Here is a 15,063-nt window from a genome sequence, read left to right on the forward strand (position 1 = left end):
GCTTAGCGGATTACCACGATCGACTGGCCGATCGTCGCGAACTCCCACATTGCCGCGCCATCCTCGGGCGACTCGCGGATGCCGCCTGACTTGGTCGTGGGGTCGGGGGCGTCCGTCGCGCCGCTGACCGCCGCGCTGAAGCCGATGGCGACGTTGTCCGCGTTGGTGAAGCGGACGACGTGCTGGATGGGGGTGCCGTCGGTGCCGGTGATGGCGTTCGAGCGGGAGGTGACCGGGTAGGTGCCCGTGGGCGGGTCCACCGTGCCGGGGGTGACCTTGAACGTGCGGTTGACCTTGTTGTTGTCCGCGACCAGCCATACCCGGTCGTCGTCCACGGAGTACACGACCCGTTCGCCGGTGCCGGAACCGGCGGGCAGCGCCGCGGGGTTCCTCTTGTCGCGCGGGGCCTTCTTGGCGGCCACCGCCGCGGGGGAGGCGCTCGCGTGGGCCGTGTCGCCCAGTCCGGCCGGGACCGTCGCCGATGCCTGGTAGGCCAGGAAGCTGACCGTGGCGACCGCCGCCACGGTGAGCCCGGCCACGATTCCCGAGCTGCTGCCGGCCATCAGCGCCCACCTCCGCGTCTCATACGTCTACGTCTACGTCCTGTGTCGGTGCCCCGTACGGACCCGTACGTCCCGTAAGTCCGGTGACCCTAGGTGACCGTAGCAGCCGGGGCCGGGGTGTCCGGGGCGGCCGTGCTCGCGGCGCCGGAGCCGTAGGCTGTTTGCGTGCTCTTGCTCGCTCTCGATACCGCCACCCCCGCCGTCACCGTCGCCCTGCACGACGGCGAGGCCGTCATCGCCTCGTCGAGTCAGGTGGACGCGCGCCGCCACGGTGAGCTGCTGCTCCCGGCCGTCGACCACGTGCTCGCCGGCGCGGGGCTCACGCTCGACGCCGTCACCGGAATCGTCGTGGGCATCGGCCCCGGCCCCTACACCGGGCTGCGCGTCGGGCTGATGACCGCCGACACCTTCGGGCTCGCGCTCGGGGTACCCGTGCACGGTGTGTGCACGCTGGACGGCCTCGCCTACGCCACCGACCTCGACGGCCCCTTCGTCGTGGCCACGGACGCGCGGCGCAAGGAGGTGTACTGGGCGCGCTACGCCGACTCCCGGACCCGCCTCACCGACCCGGCCGTCGACCGGCCCGCCGACATCGCCGACGAGGTGGCAGGGCTGCCCGCCGTCGGCGCCGGCGCGCTGCTCTACCCGGACACCTTCCCGTCCGCGCACGAGCCGGAGCACGTGTCCGCCGCCGCGCTCGCCTCGCTGGCCGCGGAGAGACTCGCGGCGGGTGTCGAACTCCCCGCGCCCAGGCCCCTGTACCTGCGCCGTCCCGACGCCCAGGTGCCCAAGAACTACAAGGTGGTCACCCCCAAGTGACCGAATCCCTGAGCCCTCGGCTGCGCGAGATGCGCTGGTGGGACATCGACCCCGTGCTGGAACTGGAGAAGGACCTCTTCCCCGAGGACGCCTGGTCCCGGGGCATGTTCTGGTCCGAGCTGGCGCACGCGCGCGGCGCCGAGGCGACCCGCCGGTACCTGGTGGCCGAGGTGACCGGCGAGGAGTACGAGAGCGGTGTCCGGGTCATCGGCTACGCCGGTCTCGCCACCACCGGTGACCAGGCCGACATCCAGACCATCGCCGTCGCACGCGACCACTGGGGCACCGGCCTCGGTGGCACCCTGCTGACCGAACTCCTCACCGCGGCAAGCGAGTTCGAGTGCGCCGAGGTCATGCTGGAGTGCCGCGTCGACAACGTCCGCGCGCAGAAGCTCTACGAGCGCTTCGGCTTCGCCCCGATCGGATTCCGGCGCGGCTACTACCAGCCGGGCAACGTCGACGCCCTGGTGATGCGCCTGACCGACCCGTCAACTTCCGTACAAGGAACCGAGATTCATGGCTGACTCACGCGACGAGCCGCTCGTCCTGGGCATCGAGACCTCCTGCGACGAGACCGGCGTCGGCATCGTCCGCGGCACGACCCTGCTGGCGGACGCGGTCGCGTCCAGCGTCGACGAGCACGCCCGCTTCGGCGGGGTCGTACCGGAGGTGGCGTCCCGCGCCCACCTGGAGGCGATGATCCCGACGATCCAGCGCGCGCTGAAGGACGCGGGCGTGAGCGCGCGGGACCTGGACGGCATCGCGGTCACGGCCGGGCCCGGCCTCGCCGGCGCCCTGCTGGTCGGCGTCTCAGCCGCCAAGGCCTACGCCTACGCACTCGGCAAGCCCCTCTACGGCGTCAACCACCTCGCCTCCCACATCTGCGTGGACCAGCTGGAACACGGCCCACTGCCGGAACCGACGATGGCGCTGCTGGTGAGCGGCGGCCACTCTTCGCTCTTGCTCTCCTCGGACATCACCTCGGACGTACGGCCGCTGGGCGCGACGATCGACGACGCGGCGGGCGAGGCCTTCGACAAGATCGCCCGCGTCCTGAACCTCGGCTTCCCGGGCGGCCCGGTCATCGACCGGTACGCGAAGGAGGGCGACCCTACGGCGATCACGTTCCCGCGCGGACTGACCGGCCCGCGCGACCCGGCGTACGACTTCTCCTTCTCCGGGCTGAAGACGTCCGTGGCCCGCTGGATCGAGGCGAAGCGGGCGGCGGGGGAGGAGGTGCCGGTGCGCGATGTGTCGGCGTCCTTCCAGGAGGCGGTCGTCGACGTCCTGACCCGCAAGGCCGTACGGGCCTGCAAGGACGAGGGCGTCGACCACCTGATGATCGGCGGCGGGGTCGCCGCGAACTCGCGGCTGCGGGCGTTGGCGGCGGAGCGTTGCGAGGCGGCCGGTATCCGCCTGCGCGTCCCGCGCCCCAAGCTGTGCACGGACAACGGCGCGATGGTCGCCGCCCTCGGCGCGGAAATGGTCGCGCGGAACCGGGTCCCCTCGGACTGGGACCTGTCGGCGGACTCCTCCCTCCCGGTGACGGACCCGCACGTCCCCGGCCACTCCCACGATCACGACCACGTGCACGAGGTCAGCAAGGAGAACCTGTACTCGTGACGGCCACGGTCGCGTTGATGTGGGAGGCACGGGCGGTCCCGGGCCGGGGCGCTGAACTCCTCGCCTGGGCGCGGGCCCAGACCCTCCCGGCCGGGCCGCTGCGCCGGGAGTTCCTGCGCGCGCCCCAGGACCGGGTCCTCGTCATCACGTGGTGGGACGCGGAGTACGACGCGGAGCTGCCTGAACTGCCTGAGCCGGATGGGGAGTTGGTTATGCGGGCGGTGCATCGGTGGCGGTTCGAGTCGGTGGGCGAACAGGCGGCGGGCGAATAACAAGAGTTTTGTTAAAGTGGGGTCATGGCTGAAGCTCCCGTGCCCGGTGAAGGCCCCGTCCGCCCGGTGTCGGTGTCGCTCCACGAGGGCACCATCGCCGCCCTCAAGGCGCGCACCGGCAAGCGAGGCATGTCCGCCTACGTCGAAGCGCTCATCCAGCGTCAGCTGGAGCGGGATCGGCTGCGGGAGCTGATCGAGGACGCGGAGGCCGCGCACGGTCCGGTGGACCCGGCCGCGGTCGAGGCCAAGCGGGCCGTCCTGCGCGGTGGTTCGGCCGGCTCGGCCGACGCCGCGTGAGCGGCACGCTCGTCCTCGACTGCGAGGGCCTGTCCAAACTCGTACGGCGCACTCCGGAACTGACCGAGTGGCTCGTCGCGGCCGAAGCCGAGGACATCCGCGTGGTCGTGAGCTCGGTGACGCTCGTCGAGGCCCGCGATCCCCGGACCCACCAGGCCCGCTTCGACCATGCCGTCTCGCGCGTCAACGTCGTCCCGCCCAGTGAGGCGATCGCCCGCCACGCGAGCAAGCTCCTTGCCGCGGCCGGTCTGCACGGGCACAAGTACGCACTTGACGCGATCGTCGCCGCGACGGCGCTCGCCTCGCCCGCACCCGTCACCGTGCTGACCTCGGACCCCGAGGACCTCCGGGACCTCTGCGGTGCCGGTGCCCACGTGATCAAGGTCTGACCTGCGCCGGGGTCACGCGTCGCCCCGCACCTCCGTCTCACACCGCAACCGCCGCTCCGCCCCCACCTCCCGCACGGGACCCGTCAGCGTCAGCCGCGTCGTATGCCGTACCTCCGCGCTCGAAACCCCCAACCTCAGCTCCAGCGCCCCCGGTTCAACCACCCGGCGCCCCGAGCGGTCCGTGAACGCCGACAGGTCCGCGTGGAAGGGGAAGGTCACCCTCGTGGACTCCCCGGGGGTCAACTGCAGGCGCTGGTAAGCGATCAGGCGGACGTCCGGGCGGGTCACCGAGGCGACCGGGTCGTGGAGGTAGAGCTGGACGACCTCCGTGCCGGTGCGGGCGCCCGTGTTGCGGACGGTGACCGTCAGGTCGTAGGAGCCGTCCGTGGTGATCTCGGGAGCCTCATCCGGCTGCGCTGCCTCCCACTCGAAGGTCGTGTACGAGCGGCCGTGGCCGAAGGGGTACAGCGGGGTCGGGTCCAGGCTGCTGACCTCGTCGGCCAGGCCCAACGGGGGTTGGAGGTACGTCCACGGCTGGCCGCCCGGTGCCTGCGGGACGCTCACCGGGAGGCGGCCCGACGGGTTGACGCGGCCCGACAGTACTCCCGCCACTGCCGGGCCGCCTTCCTCCCCGGGGAAGAACGCCTGGACCACCGCGCCCAGTTGGCCCTGCCAGCGGCCCAGCGCGTAGGGGCGGCCGGTCAGGAGGACCAGGATCACCGGGACGCCCGTCGAGACCAGGGCGTCCAGCAAGTCGGCCTGGACCCCAGGGAGTTGGAGGTCCGCGACATCGCAGCCCTCGCCCGACGTGCCGCGTCCGAACAGGCCCGCCTGGTCGCCGAGTACCGCCACGCACACGTCCGCCTCCGACGCCCGCGCCACCGCCTCCTCGAAACCCGACGTGTCCGGGTCGGAGACATCGCACCCCTCCGCGAACGTCACCTTGGCGTCCGGGAGTTCGGCCCGCAACGACTCCAGCACCGTGGGGATCTCGATACCCATCGGCACCTCGGGGTGGTGCGTCCCCACGTGGGACGGGAAGGAGTAGCAGCCGAGCATGGCGAGGGCATCGGCCGCCCGGGGGCCCACCACGGCGATCCGCGCGTCCGACGCCAGCGGCAGCAGACCGTCCGGGTTGTCCAGCAACACCACCGATTCTTCGGCCAGTTGGCGGGCCAGGGCCCGGTTCGCCGTCGAGTCGAGGTCGATGCGCCGCGTCGGCTCCGGTGACCAGTCCTCGTCCAGGAGCCCCAACTCGGCCTTCTGCAGCAGCACTCGGCGCGCCGCCCGGTCCACCAGCGCCTCCGGGACCTCGCCCGCCCGCACCGCCTCCACCAACGGCTTCCCGTAGCACTTCAGGGTCGGCAGCTCTACGTCGATGCCCGCCTCCAGTGCCGCCTGTGCCGCCTGCGCCGGGCTGCCCGCCACCCGGTGGAGGGTCTCCAGGAAGCCGATGCCGAAGTAGTCGGCGACGACCGTGCCCGTGAACCCCCAGTCCTCGCGCAGGAGTTGGGTCAGCAGCGCGGGGTCCGCCGACGCCGGAACGCCGTCCGTCTCGTTGTACGCCGCCATCACCGAGCGCGCCCCGCCCTCCCGCAGCGCCATCTCGAAGGGGGGAAGGGTGACGTCCGCGAACTCCCGTACCCCCGCCCGCACCGGCGCCAGATTCCGCGCCCCCACCGACGACGCGTACCCCGCGAAGTGCTTCAGCGTCGCCACGACCCCGGCCGACTCCAGCCCCCGCACATACGCGGCACCGATGGTCCCCACCAGGTACGGATCCTCACCGATCGTCTCCTCCACCCGCCCCCACCGCGGATCCCGTACGACGTCCAGGACCGGGGCGAGACCCTGGTGGACGCCGACCGAGCGCAGGTCCGCGCCGATGCGCCGGGCCATCTCCTCGACCAGCCCCGGGTCGAAACTCGCGCCCCACGCCAGCGGCACCGGGTACGCCGTCGCACCCCATGCGGTGAACCCCGCCAGACACTCCTCGTGGGCGACCGCCGGGATGCCGAAACGCCCCGCCGCCGCGATCCGGCGCTGCGCGCGGGCCAGCGCCTGCGCGCCCAACTCCGGGTCCACCGGCGCCGTACCGAAGGAACGGGTGAGCTGGCCCAGGCCCTGGGTGATCAACTCGTCCCAGTCGTACTCCGAGGTCATCTCCCGCTGGAGCGGGGCGACTCCGTCGCCGTCCGTGGCGGCGCCCACCCACACGCCGTAGAGCTGGGCGGTCTTCTCCTCCAGGGTCATCCGGGCGAGCAGGTCGTCGACGCGGGCGGCGGCGGGCAGGGCGGGGTCGCGCCAGGGGGCGGTGGTCATGAAACTCCGTTCGGGAAAGGTGAGTTGGGGCAGCTCACTTGCCGCCCACGCCCATCAGGCCGCCGACCAGGGCGCGCCGGGCCACCAGGTAGACGGCGAAGATCGGGATGCCGGAGAGGACGACCGAGGCGAGCAGGGCCGGGATGTTCACGCCGAACTGGCTGACGTAGTTGAAGAGTCCGAGGGTCAGGACCCTCGGCCCGTCGGACTGGGTGAAGATCAGCGGGAAGAGGAAACCGTTCCAGGCCTGCAGCGCCGCGTAGATGACGACCGTGCTGATACCGCCCTTGGTCATCGGGGTCACCAGCTGGAACAGCATCCGCGTCGCCGACGCGCCGTCCAGCGCCATCGCCTCGTACAGGTCCTCCGAGATGTCCCGCAGCGTGCCGGTCAGGATCAGCACGGACACCGGCATCGCGAAGGCGGCGGTGGGGAGGATGACCGCCAACAGGCTGTCGTAGAGGTTGAGTTTGGCGATCATCAGGTAGAGGGGGACCACGACTGCCTGCGCCGGGATCGCCACTCCCATCAGGAACAGCCGGAAGGCCGCACTCGACCAGACCGTGCGCGTGCGTACGGCCACGTACGCCAGTGGGACGCACAGGACGAGCACGATGCCTACGACCGCCCCCGCCACCAGCGCCGTGTTGGCGAGGAAGTGGCCGAAGCCGTTGTGCAGGACGGTGTTGTAGTTGGCGAAGGTCGGATCGGTGGGCGGTTTCAGGGCGTTGTTGCCGAGGGCCTTGTCCTGGCGGGTGAGGGACGCCGAGATCATCGCGTAGATCGGGATGATGACGACCGCGAGCCAGAGCAGCGAACCGAGCCCCGCGACGGGGTTGGGCCGCTTGCTCCAGTGCCGGCGCCGACGGGTGCGCGGAGGTTCCACCGGCTCCCCTGCCGTCTTCACCGGACGCGGCAACGTGTCGTGTGACACTCCGTCACATCCCTTCGCGGGTACTGCGCATGGCGCCGAAACCGGTGAGCCTGACGAGGACGAGGGAGAGCGCGGTGGCGATGACGACCAGGAAGGTCGCGATCGCGCTCGCGTAGCCGAAGTCGTAGCTCTTGAAGCCGGCTTCGTACATCAGGTACGGCAGGATCGCCGTGTCCGTGCCGGGGCCGCCCTGGGTGAGGATCAGCACGGTCTCGAAGTAGGTGAGCGAGCCGACGATCATCAGCACGCTGGAGGTCGTGGCGGTGTTCCGGAGTTGGGGCAACGTGATCGAGAAGAACTGCCGGTAGCGTCCCGCGCCGTCAATTGCCGCCGCCTGGTAGAGCACTTCGGGGATCTGCCGGGCCCCGCCCTGGTAGATGAGGGTGTGGAAGGGGATGAACTGCCAACCCCCGACGAACACGATCGCGAGAAATGCCCCACTCGTCGACCCGAGCGTGTCCTGATGAATGATGCCGAAGTTCGGGTCGAGCAGCGCGTAGAAGAGCAACGCGATGGCGGTAGAGGAGAGCAGGAACGGCACGAAGAAGATCGCGGAGAGGATGGCTCGGTTGCGCTGCCGCCCGGCCGCCCAGACACCGAGGAGGAGAGACACGACGGTTTGGAAAACCCAGCTGGTCACCGTCAACAGCACGGTGATGGTGAGGGATTGGGTCAGCCGATCGTCGTGCAGCAACTTGTCCCAGTTGGCGAGGCCGACCGGTTTCGGATCGCCCAGCCCGTTCCACTTGGTGAAGGAGAGATAGACCGCCAACACCATGGGCGCCACGGCGAAGAAGACAAAGAACAACACCCCGGGCACAGCCCAAACGCCGTGAGGTGCAGCGCCCCGATAGGGGCGCGGGGAACTGCGCAACCTCACTTCAACCCCTTCAGCGCTGAAACGAACTGCGCCGGCGAACTCTTCCCCACAAACAGCTTGTTGATCTCGGTCAGCATCGGCGTGGACACATCCGGATCCACCGCCTGATCCCAGCTCAACGTGAACGCCGGTGCCTGCTGCACCATTTGGTACTGGAACTTCGCGAACTCGGGGTTGGGCGAGGAGTCCAGCAACTTCTCCGCGTTGGACGTGGTCGGGATGTCCCCGTTGGCGACAAGGTCCTTCGCGTACGCCTCCGACGCACAGTCCCGAAGGAACGCGATCGCCGCGTCCTTGTTGCCCGTACGCGCGTTCACGGACCAGTAGTTGGTGGGATTCCCGACCACGTTACGGATATCGCCCGCACCCCCCTCGTACTTCGGGAAGGCGGACCACCCCAGGTTGTTCTTCGCGAAGTCGGGGAACTTCCCGAGCTGCGTCGAGTACTCCCACGACCCCATCAGATGCATCGCCGCCTTGCCCTTGGCGAACACCGCGGGCGCCCCACCATTGACGTACGACACCGAACTGAAGCCCTTGCCGAAGGCGCCGTCGTCGATCAACTGCTTCACCGTCTCGGCGGCCTTGAGGACGGCCGGGTCGCCCCAGCCGGACGCGTCACCGTTCTTGATCTTGTCGAAGACCCCGGGCCCGCCGATCCGGTCGACGAGGTACTCCAGCCACATCAGCTCGGGCCAGATGTCGGCGCCCCCGAGCGCGAACGGCGTGATGTTCGCCGCCTTCAGCTTCTTGTTGAGGTCGAGCAACTCGGCCCAGGTGGTGGGTGGTTGGAGCTTGTGCGCGGCGAAGACGGTCTTGTTGTAGAAGAGGATCACCGGCTGCATACCGCGCATCGGTATGCCGTAGTTCTTGCCCTTGAGCGCACCCGCCGCGAGCACCGACGGCAGGAAACCGTCCTTGAGCACCGGGTCGGACTTGATGGTGTCGGTGAGGTCGACCAGCTGGTTGGCGTCCTGGTACGCCTTGATCGAGCCGCCGCCCCAGTTGAAGAAGACGTCCGGCGCGTTCGGTGAGCCCATCGCGGTGCGCAGCTTGGCCGGGTAGTCCGTGCCCGGCACCTTCTCCAGCTTGATCTTGCCCTTGGCCTTCTTCGCCGCCGCCGACGCGTTGAACCGGGTGACGGCCTTGACCTGCACCTTCGCCGCGTCGTCGCCGTAGGTGAAGGCGGTCACCGTGCCGCTGTCGCCGGTGCTGTCACTGGAGCCGCAGGCCGTGAGCCCGGTGGTGAGCAGGGTGGTGGCACCGGCGCCGAGCACCCAGCGCCTGCTGAACGTACGCCCGCCGTTGGACGTGTTGGGCTCCATGGACAGCACCTCTCGTGCGAATGTTTCGAGCCGTTCTACGAATGTTCCGGGAACGTAAGGCGCGCTGGGGGGTTCGTCAAGAGGTCGCGCAGGGATACGATCGCCGCCATGACAGCCCCGGATTCCGCCGAAACCCAGACAGCGGGTCGGCCGACGCAGACCGCCACGCTCGCCGAGATCGCCCGCGAGGCCGGAGTGTCGGCTCCGACTGTTTCGAAGGTCCTCAACGGCCGTGCCGATGTCGCCCCCGCGACCCGCACCCGCGTCGAGGACCTGCTCCGCGTCTACGGCTACCGGCGCCGCCGCGCCGAGGCGACCCGCTCCCCGCTGATCGACCTGGTCTTCCACGAGCTGGAGAGCGCCTGGGCGATGGAGGTCATCCGGGGCGTGGAGAACGTGGCGCGGGACTCCGGGCTGAGCGTGGTGCTGAGCGAGAGCGCGGGGCGGCTGACCCCGGGCCGGACCTGGGCCGACCAGGTCGCCGCCCGCCGCCCGCACGGCGTGATCCTGGTGCTGTCCGGGCTCGACGAGTCGCAGCGGGCGCTGCTCACCAGCCGTTCCATCCCGTTCGTGGTGATGGACCCGGCCGGTGACCCGGGCGCCGACGTTCCCTCGATCGGGGCGACGAACTGGCAGGGCGGGCTTGCCGCCACCCGGCACCTGGTCGAGCTGGGGCACACCCGGATCGGCGCGATCAGCGGGCCGTCCCGGATGATGTGCAGCCGCGCCCGGGTCGACGGATACCGGGCCGCGCTGGAGACGGCCGGGCTGCCGGTCGACCCCTCGCTGATCACCACCGGCGACTTCCATCACGAGGCCGGTTACCGGCTGGGCCTTGAGCTGCTGCGCCGGCCCGACCGGCCCACCGCCGTCTTCGCCGGCAACGACCTCCAGGCGCTCGGTCTGTACGAGGCCGCGCGCGAACTCGGGCTGCGGATCCCGGAGGACCTGAGCGTCGTCGGCTTCGACGATCTGCCGGTGGCGCGCTGGGTGGGGCCGCCGCTGACGACCGTACGACAGCCCCTGACCGAGATGGCCGAGGCGGCGGCGAAGCTGGTGCTCGACCTCGGGCGCGAGCAGGAGTCCTCGGCGGCGCGGCGGGTTGAGCTGGCCACCAGCCTGGTGGTGCGGAGCAGTACGGCACCGCCCACCACGTGACGCCGGTGGCCGGAAGGTGACGTATTGACGAGTGGGGTGCGTCGCCCCACACTCCTCCGAAGCCAATCGGTTGCACAACCGAAACTTTCGGAGGCACCCGCAATGAGATCTCTGAGAACCGGCTTGTCCCTGGCGGCCCTGTTCACCGGCGCCGTCATGCTCTTCGCGGCACCCGCCGCGCACGCCGCCGACACCCCGCTGCGCGACCTCGCCGCCGCGAAGGGCAAAGTCATCGGCACCGCGGTCACCGGCTCCAAGCTCACCGGCACGTACGGCGACATCGCCGGCAGCCAGTTCAGCTCGCTCACTCCCGGCAACGCCATGAAGTGGGAGACGGTCGAGCCGACGCAGGGCACCTTCAACTGGTCGGAGGCGGACCAGATCGTCGCCTTCGCGCAGGCCCACCACCAGCAGGTGCGCGGCCACACCCTGGTCTGGCACAGCCAGAACCCGAGCTGGCTGACCAACGGCACCTGGACTTCGGCCCAGTTGAGCAGCCTGCTGCAGAACCACATCAGTACCGAAGTCGGCCGCTACAAGGGCGAGATCACCGCCTGGGACGTGGTGAACGAACCCTTCAACGAGGACGGCACGTACCGCTCGACGCTCTGGTACAACGGCCTCGGCGCCAACTACATAGCGCAGGCGCTGACTTGGGCGCACGCCGCCGACCCGGCCGCCAAGCTCTACATCAACGACTACAACGTCGAGGGCGTCAACGCGAAGTCCACCGCCCTCTACAACCTGGTCAAGTCCCTTAAGGCGGCGGGCGTTCCGATCGACGGGGTCGGCCTCCAGGCCCACCTCATCCTCGGCCAGGTCCCGGCCACCCTCCAGCAGAACATCCAGCGCTTCGCCGACCTGGGCGTGGACGTGGCGATCACCGAGCTGGACGTACGGATGGCGCTCCCGGCGGACAGCGCCAAACTCGCCCAGCAGAAGGCCGACTTCAAGAGCGTGATGGCCGCCTGTGTCGCGGTGACGCGCTGCGTGAACGTCACCGTGTGGGGCTTCACCGACTCCGACTCCTGGGTCGACAGCACGTTCCCGGGCTACGGGGCGGCGACACCGTACGACGCCAACTACGCGCCGAAACCGGCGTACTACGGCCTCTCGGAGGCGCTCGGCGGTACGACCACGACCCCGCCGCCGACCGGGGCGTGCTCGGCGACGTACAGCGTGGGCAGTCAGTGGAACACCGGGTTCACGGGGCAGGTGACGATCGCGTGTTCCGGGGCCTCCCTGTCGTCCTGGAAGGCGACTTGGACGTACGGCGCGGGCCAGCAGATCACCCAGGCCTGGAACGCGACCTGCACCCAGTCGGGCACGGCGGTGAGTTGTGCGAACGCGAGCTACAACGGGACGGTCCCGGACGGCGGTTCGGTGACGTTCGGCTTCAACGCGTCCTGGAGCGGGAGCGATCCGGTGCCAGCAGTGACCCTGGGATGAGGGAGGCGGGGGAGGCGGAGGGGCCTCCGGAGGCGTGAAGCGGGGCTGAGAACCGTGAGATTTTCCGTAGAAAACCGTCTCGGGACGCCTCCCCTAACTTTCTCCTAATAATTCGGACTTACGTTCCTCCCCGTGACGGACACAGAGAACGTTGACGAGGACAGACGCGTGGGCCGGCGGTCGAGAGTGCTGAAGATCGCCGGCCTCACTCTGGCCGGCGCCCTCGTCCTGGGTGTCGCCACGGCCGGCTGGGCCTACTGGCATCTCAACAGCAACATCAAGAGCGTCGACATCGACAGCGCGCTCGGCACCGACCGCCCCGTGAAGGCGGTGACCACACCGTCCGCCGCCGCGTCCGCGTCCGCCACCCCCGTGCCGACCGGCTCCCTGAACATCCTGGTCCTCGGCTCCGACTCGCGCAGCGGCAAGGAGAACAAGGCACTCGGCGGCGGCAGCAGCACCGGCGCCCGCTCCGACACGGCGATGGTCGTCCACGTCGACGCGGGCCGTAAGAAGGCCACGATCGTCAGCATCCCGCGCGACACGCTCGTCACCCGGCCGTCGTGCCCGCTGTCGTCCGGGGGCTCCACGTCCGTGGCGTACAACGCGATGTTCAACACCGCGTACTCGGTGGGCGGCCCGGTGTGCGCGGTCAAGACGGTCGAGTCGATCACCGGCGTCCGCATGGACCACTACATAGAGATCGACTTCGCGGGCTTCGCGAAGCTGGTGAACGCGCTCGGCGGTGTCACGGTGACGACCACGCAGGACATCGACGACGACGACAGCCACCTGCACCTCAAGAAGGGCACGCACCACCTCAACGGCAAGCAGGCCCTGGCCCTCGCCCGCACCCGGCACGGCATAGGCGACGGCAGCGACCTGGGCCGAATAGGCCTCCAACAGATGCTGGTGAAGGCCCTGTTGACCCAGATCTCCACCCACGACCTGCTCACCGACCCCGCCAAGCTCTACGAGGTCACCGACGCGGTCACCGACAGCCTCACCACCGACACCGGCCTCGACTCCCTCAGCGAACTGATCAGCCTGGGCCAGAGCCTGAAGGGGCTGTCGGCGGACGCGGTGACGACGGTGACGATGCCGAACGTCACGGCACCGTCCGACCCGAACCGGGTGGTGGCGAAGGAGCCGGCGGCGAGCGATCTGTGGGAGTCGCTGCGCTGACCTGCGTAGACACGGAGGCGGAAAAAATCTTCGGGGAATTCCGGCGAGTGTGTCGATCCGCCCGCCCCTCGTTCGACGCATGGTTGAAAGGCCGGGAACGACCTGGCCGGAACGACCCGAGGAGTCACCATGCCCCGCTACCTCTCCCTCGTGCAGATCGACGAGAAGACCGCCCCCGCCGAGGGCCCCAGCGCCGAGCTGATGCAGCGCATGGGCGAGCTGATCGAGGAGATCACCAAGGCCGGCGTCATGCTCGACACCGCCGGTCTCACCCCGACCGCGCAGGGCGCCCGCGTGCACTGGGAGGGCGGCAAGATCTCCGTGACCGACGGGCCGTTCACCGAGTCCAAGGAGGTCGTCGGCGGCTACGCGCTCATGCAGTGCAAGGACATGGCCGAGGCGATCGAGTGGACGAAGCGGTTCCTGAAGGTGCACGAGGAGTTCTGGACCGTGACGTGCGAGGTGCGGGAGATCGCGGAGGGCTGAGCACTCCGCGATCGCCGTGGCCTCGCCCGGCCTTCCTTGGTCTGAGGCCGCCGGGGGTGTTGCATGGTGGGTTGTGACTCCGGAATCACAGCCCACCGCGGCCCCGCACGGCAACGCCACCGACCCGCACAGCACCATCGAGACCGTCTTCCGCATCGAGTCCCCCCGCATCATCGCCGCCGTCGCCCGCCTGGTCCGCGACGTGGGCATCGCCGAGGAACTCGCGCAGGACGCGCTGGTCGCCGCCCTGGAGCAGTGGCCGAGGGACGGCGTGCCCGACAACCCGGGCGCCTGGCTCATGGCCACCGCCAGACACCGCGCCGTCGACCTCATCCGGCGCCGGGAGAACTACGCCCGCAAGCTCCAGGAGATCGGCCGCACCCTGGAGACGACGGCCCCGCCCGAGGAACCCCCGGCCCCCGACGACATCGACGACGACCTCCTGCGCCTGGTCTTCACCACCTGCCATCCGGTCCTCTCCGCCGAGTCCCGCACCGCCCTCACCCTGCGCCTCCTCGGCGGCCTGACCACCCCCGAGATCGCCCGCGCGTTCCTCGTCCCCGAGCCGACGGTCGCCCAGCGCATCGTCCGCGCCAAACGCACCCTGGCCACCAAGAACGTCGCCTTCGAGGTCCCCTACGGCCCCGACCGTGAGGCCCGCCTGGGCTCGGTCCTGGACGTCATCTACCTGATCTTCAACGAGGGTTACGCGGCGACGGCGGGCGACGACTGGCTCCGCCCGAGCCTCTGCGAGGACGCCCTCCGCCTGGCCCGCCTCCTGGCCGCCCTGATGCCGAAGGAGCCCGAAGTCCACGCGCTGGCCTCGCTGTTGGAGTTCCAGGCCTCCCGCTCGGCCGCCCGCACCGGCCCCGACGGCGACCCCGTCCTCCTCAAGGACCAGAACCGCCGCCGCTGGAACCGCCTCCTCATCGCTCGCGGCATCACCGCCCTCGGCCGCGCCGACGCCACGTCCACCGGCGCCCCCGGCCCCTACGCCCTCCAGGCCGCCATCGCCGCCTGCCACGCCCACGCGTACACCTACGACGAGACCGACTGGCCGACGATCGCGACCCTGTACGCCCTCCTCGCCGCCCGATCCCCGTCCCCCGTCGTCGAGTTGAACCGCGCGGTCGCCGTCTCGATGGCCGAGGGCCCGGCCCCGGCACTGGAGATCGTCGACACCCTCGCCTCCGAACCCGCCCTGCGCGACTACCACTTGCTGCCCAGCGTCCGCGGCGACCTGCTGCTCCGCCTCGGCCGTACGACGGAGGCGAAGGCGGAGTTCACCCGGGCGGCCGCCCTCGCCCGCAACGAACGCGAACGCCAACTCCTGCTGCGCCGGGCGGCGGAGGCGACCTAGG

16 protein-coding genes are annotated in these 15,063 nt (G+C 70.1%); 11 read left to right on the plus strand and 5 right to left on the minus strand.

Features of this window, described 5'->3' with window-relative positions; all coding sequences use genetic code 11:
* Positions 1-2: 2 nt before the first annotated feature.
* A complete protein-coding gene (locus OO69_RS09555) occupies positions 3-563 on the minus strand; it encodes a L,D-transpeptidase (protein ID WP_033280045.1) in 561 nt (186 codons plus the stop codon).
* Positions 564-728: 165 nt separating this feature from the next.
* On the opposite strand from OO69_RS09555, the gene tsaB reads away from it, so the two are divergent.
* From tsaB to OO69_RS09585, 6 genes are read left to right on the plus strand one after another with little or no spacing between them, the layout of a single operon-like run.
* Positions 729-1,382, plus strand: coding sequence for a tRNA (adenosine(37)-N6)-threonylcarbamoyltransferase complex dimerization subunit type 1 TsaB (tsaB, locus tag OO69_RS09560; RefSeq protein WP_033280046.1), 654 nt, complete (start codon positions 729-731; stop codon positions 1,380-1,382).
* Positions 1,383-1,411: 29 nt separating this feature from the next.
* A complete protein-coding gene (gene rimI, locus OO69_RS09565; RefSeq protein ID WP_051800907.1) occupies positions 1,412-1,906 on the plus strand; it encodes a ribosomal protein S18-alanine N-acetyltransferase in 495 nt (164 codons plus the stop codon).
* Positions 1,899-3,005 carry a tRNA (adenosine(37)-N6)-threonylcarbamoyltransferase complex transferase subunit TsaD gene (tsaD, locus tag OO69_RS09570; protein WP_033280048.1) on the plus strand — a complete coding sequence of 369 codons (1,107 nt, stop codon included), beginning with the start codon at positions 1,899-1,901 and terminating at the stop codon, positions 3,003-3,005. The genes rimI and tsaD overlap by 8 nt, the downstream gene beginning before the upstream one ends.
* A 17-nt stretch (positions 3,006-3,022) precedes the next feature.
* Positions 3,023-3,277, plus strand: a complete 255-nt coding sequence (locus OO69_RS09575; RefSeq protein WP_033280260.1) for a hypothetical protein — start codon at positions 3,023-3,025, stop codon at positions 3,275-3,277.
* 24 nt (positions 3,278-3,301) lie between these two features.
* On the plus strand, positions 3,302-3,574 hold the full coding sequence (locus OO69_RS09580; protein WP_033280049.1) for a hypothetical protein: 273 nt from the start codon (positions 3,302-3,304) through the stop codon (positions 3,572-3,574).
* Positions 3,571-3,963, plus strand: a complete 393-nt coding sequence (locus OO69_RS09585; protein ID WP_033280050.1) for a type II toxin-antitoxin system VapC family toxin — start codon at positions 3,571-3,573, stop codon at positions 3,961-3,963. The genes OO69_RS09580 and OO69_RS09585 overlap by 4 nt, the downstream gene beginning before the upstream one ends.
* 12 nt (positions 3,964-3,975) lie before the next feature.
* Here OO69_RS09585 and OO69_RS09590 read toward each other — a convergent pair whose 3' ends face one another.
* Genes OO69_RS09590 through OO69_RS09605 form a run of 4 tightly spaced genes read right to left on the minus strand, consistent with a single transcriptional unit; the run spans position 3,976 to position 9,424 of the window.
* Positions 3,976-6,285, minus strand: coding sequence for a glycoside hydrolase family 3 N-terminal domain-containing protein (locus OO69_RS09590; protein ID WP_033280051.1), 2,310 nt, complete (start codon positions 6,283-6,285; stop codon positions 3,976-3,978).
* A gap of 34 nt (positions 6,286-6,319) precedes the next feature.
* Positions 6,320-7,219, minus strand: coding sequence for a carbohydrate ABC transporter permease (locus OO69_RS09595; RefSeq protein ID WP_420707858.1), 900 nt, complete (start codon positions 7,217-7,219; stop codon positions 6,320-6,322).
* A gap of 4 nt (positions 7,220-7,223) precedes the next feature.
* A complete protein-coding gene (locus OO69_RS09600; RefSeq protein WP_051800889.1) occupies positions 7,224-8,099 on the minus strand; it encodes a carbohydrate ABC transporter permease in 876 nt (291 codons plus the stop codon).
* Positions 8,096-9,424, minus strand: coding sequence for an ABC transporter substrate-binding protein (locus OO69_RS09605; protein WP_033280053.1), 1,329 nt, complete (start codon positions 9,422-9,424; stop codon positions 8,096-8,098). The genes OO69_RS09600 and OO69_RS09605 overlap by 4 nt, the downstream gene beginning before the upstream one ends.
* 108 nt (positions 9,425-9,532) lie before the next feature.
* Here OO69_RS09605 and OO69_RS09610 point away from each other — a divergent pair, with 108 nt between their 5' ends.
* The 5 genes from OO69_RS09610 (at position 9,533) to OO69_RS09630 (ending at position 15,062) form a co-directional block, all read left to right on the plus strand.
* Positions 9,533-10,582 carry a LacI family DNA-binding transcriptional regulator gene (locus tag OO69_RS09610; RefSeq protein WP_033280054.1) on the plus strand — a complete coding sequence of 350 codons (1,050 nt, stop codon included), beginning with the start codon at positions 9,533-9,535 and terminating at the stop codon, positions 10,580-10,582.
* Between the two features lie 102 nt (positions 10,583-10,684).
* Entirely contained in the window at positions 10,685-12,031 is a 1,347-nt protein-coding gene (locus tag OO69_RS09615) for an endo-1,4-beta-xylanase (RefSeq protein ID WP_199810914.1), read from the plus strand.
* Positions 12,032-12,163: 132 nt separating this feature from the next.
* Positions 12,164-13,216: an LCP family protein gene (locus OO69_RS09620; protein WP_078652356.1), complete on the plus strand. Its 1,053-nt coding sequence runs from the start codon at positions 12,164-12,166 to the stop codon at positions 13,214-13,216.
* Between the two features lie 129 nt (positions 13,217-13,345).
* Positions 13,346-13,702 (plus strand): YciI family protein, encoded by a 357-nt coding sequence (locus OO69_RS09625; RefSeq protein WP_019055574.1) that lies wholly within the window; start codon positions 13,346-13,348, stop codon positions 13,700-13,702.
* Positions 13,703-13,775: 73 nt separating this feature from the next.
* Complete coding sequence (locus OO69_RS09630) at positions 13,776-15,062, plus strand: RNA polymerase sigma factor (protein ID WP_033280056.1); 1,287 nt, start codon at positions 13,776-13,778, stop codon at positions 15,060-15,062.
* The last annotated feature ends 1 nt before the right edge of the window (position 15,063 follow it).

Source organism: Streptomyces sp. NRRL F-525 (assembly GCF_000716605.1).
GTDB lineage: Bacteria > Actinomycetota > Actinomycetes > Streptomycetales > Streptomycetaceae > Streptomyces.

Bases quoted from the DNA above. Each gene is read 5' to 3' on its own strand.
- OO69_RS09615 (WP_199810914.1), top strand. From the start codon at position 10,685: ATGAGATCTCTGAGAACCGGCTTGTCCCTGGCGGCCCTGTTCACCGGC.
- OO69_RS09580 (WP_033280049.1), top strand. From the start codon at position 3,302: ATGGCTGAAGCTCCCGTGCCCGGTGAAGGCCCCGTCCGCCCGGTGTCG.
- OO69_RS09605 (WP_033280053.1), bottom strand. From the start codon at position 9,424: ATGGAGCCCAACACGTCCAACGGCGGGCGTACGTTCAGCAGGCGCTGG.
- OO69_RS09575 (WP_033280260.1), top strand. From the start codon at position 3,023: ATGTGGGAGGCACGGGCGGTCCCGGGCCGGGGCGCTGAACTCCTCGCC.
- OO69_RS09590 (WP_033280051.1), bottom strand. From the start codon at position 6,285: ATGACCACCGCCCCCTGGCGCGACCCCGCCCTGCCCGCCGCCGCCCGC.
- OO69_RS09555 (WP_033280045.1), bottom strand. From the start codon at position 563: ATGGCCGGCAGCAGCTCGGGAATCGTGGCCGGGCTCACCGTGGCGGCG.
- OO69_RS09610 (WP_033280054.1), top strand. From the start codon at position 9,533: ATGACAGCCCCGGATTCCGCCGAAACCCAGACAGCGGGTCGGCCGACG.
- OO69_RS09625 (WP_019055574.1), top strand. From the start codon at position 13,346: ATGCCCCGCTACCTCTCCCTCGTGCAGATCGACGAGAAGACCGCCCCC.
- tsaD (WP_033280048.1), top strand. From the start codon at position 1,899: ATGGCTGACTCACGCGACGAGCCGCTCGTCCTGGGCATCGAGACCTCC.
- rimI (WP_051800907.1), top strand. From the start codon at position 1,412: ATGCGCTGGTGGGACATCGACCCCGTGCTGGAACTGGAGAAGGACCTC.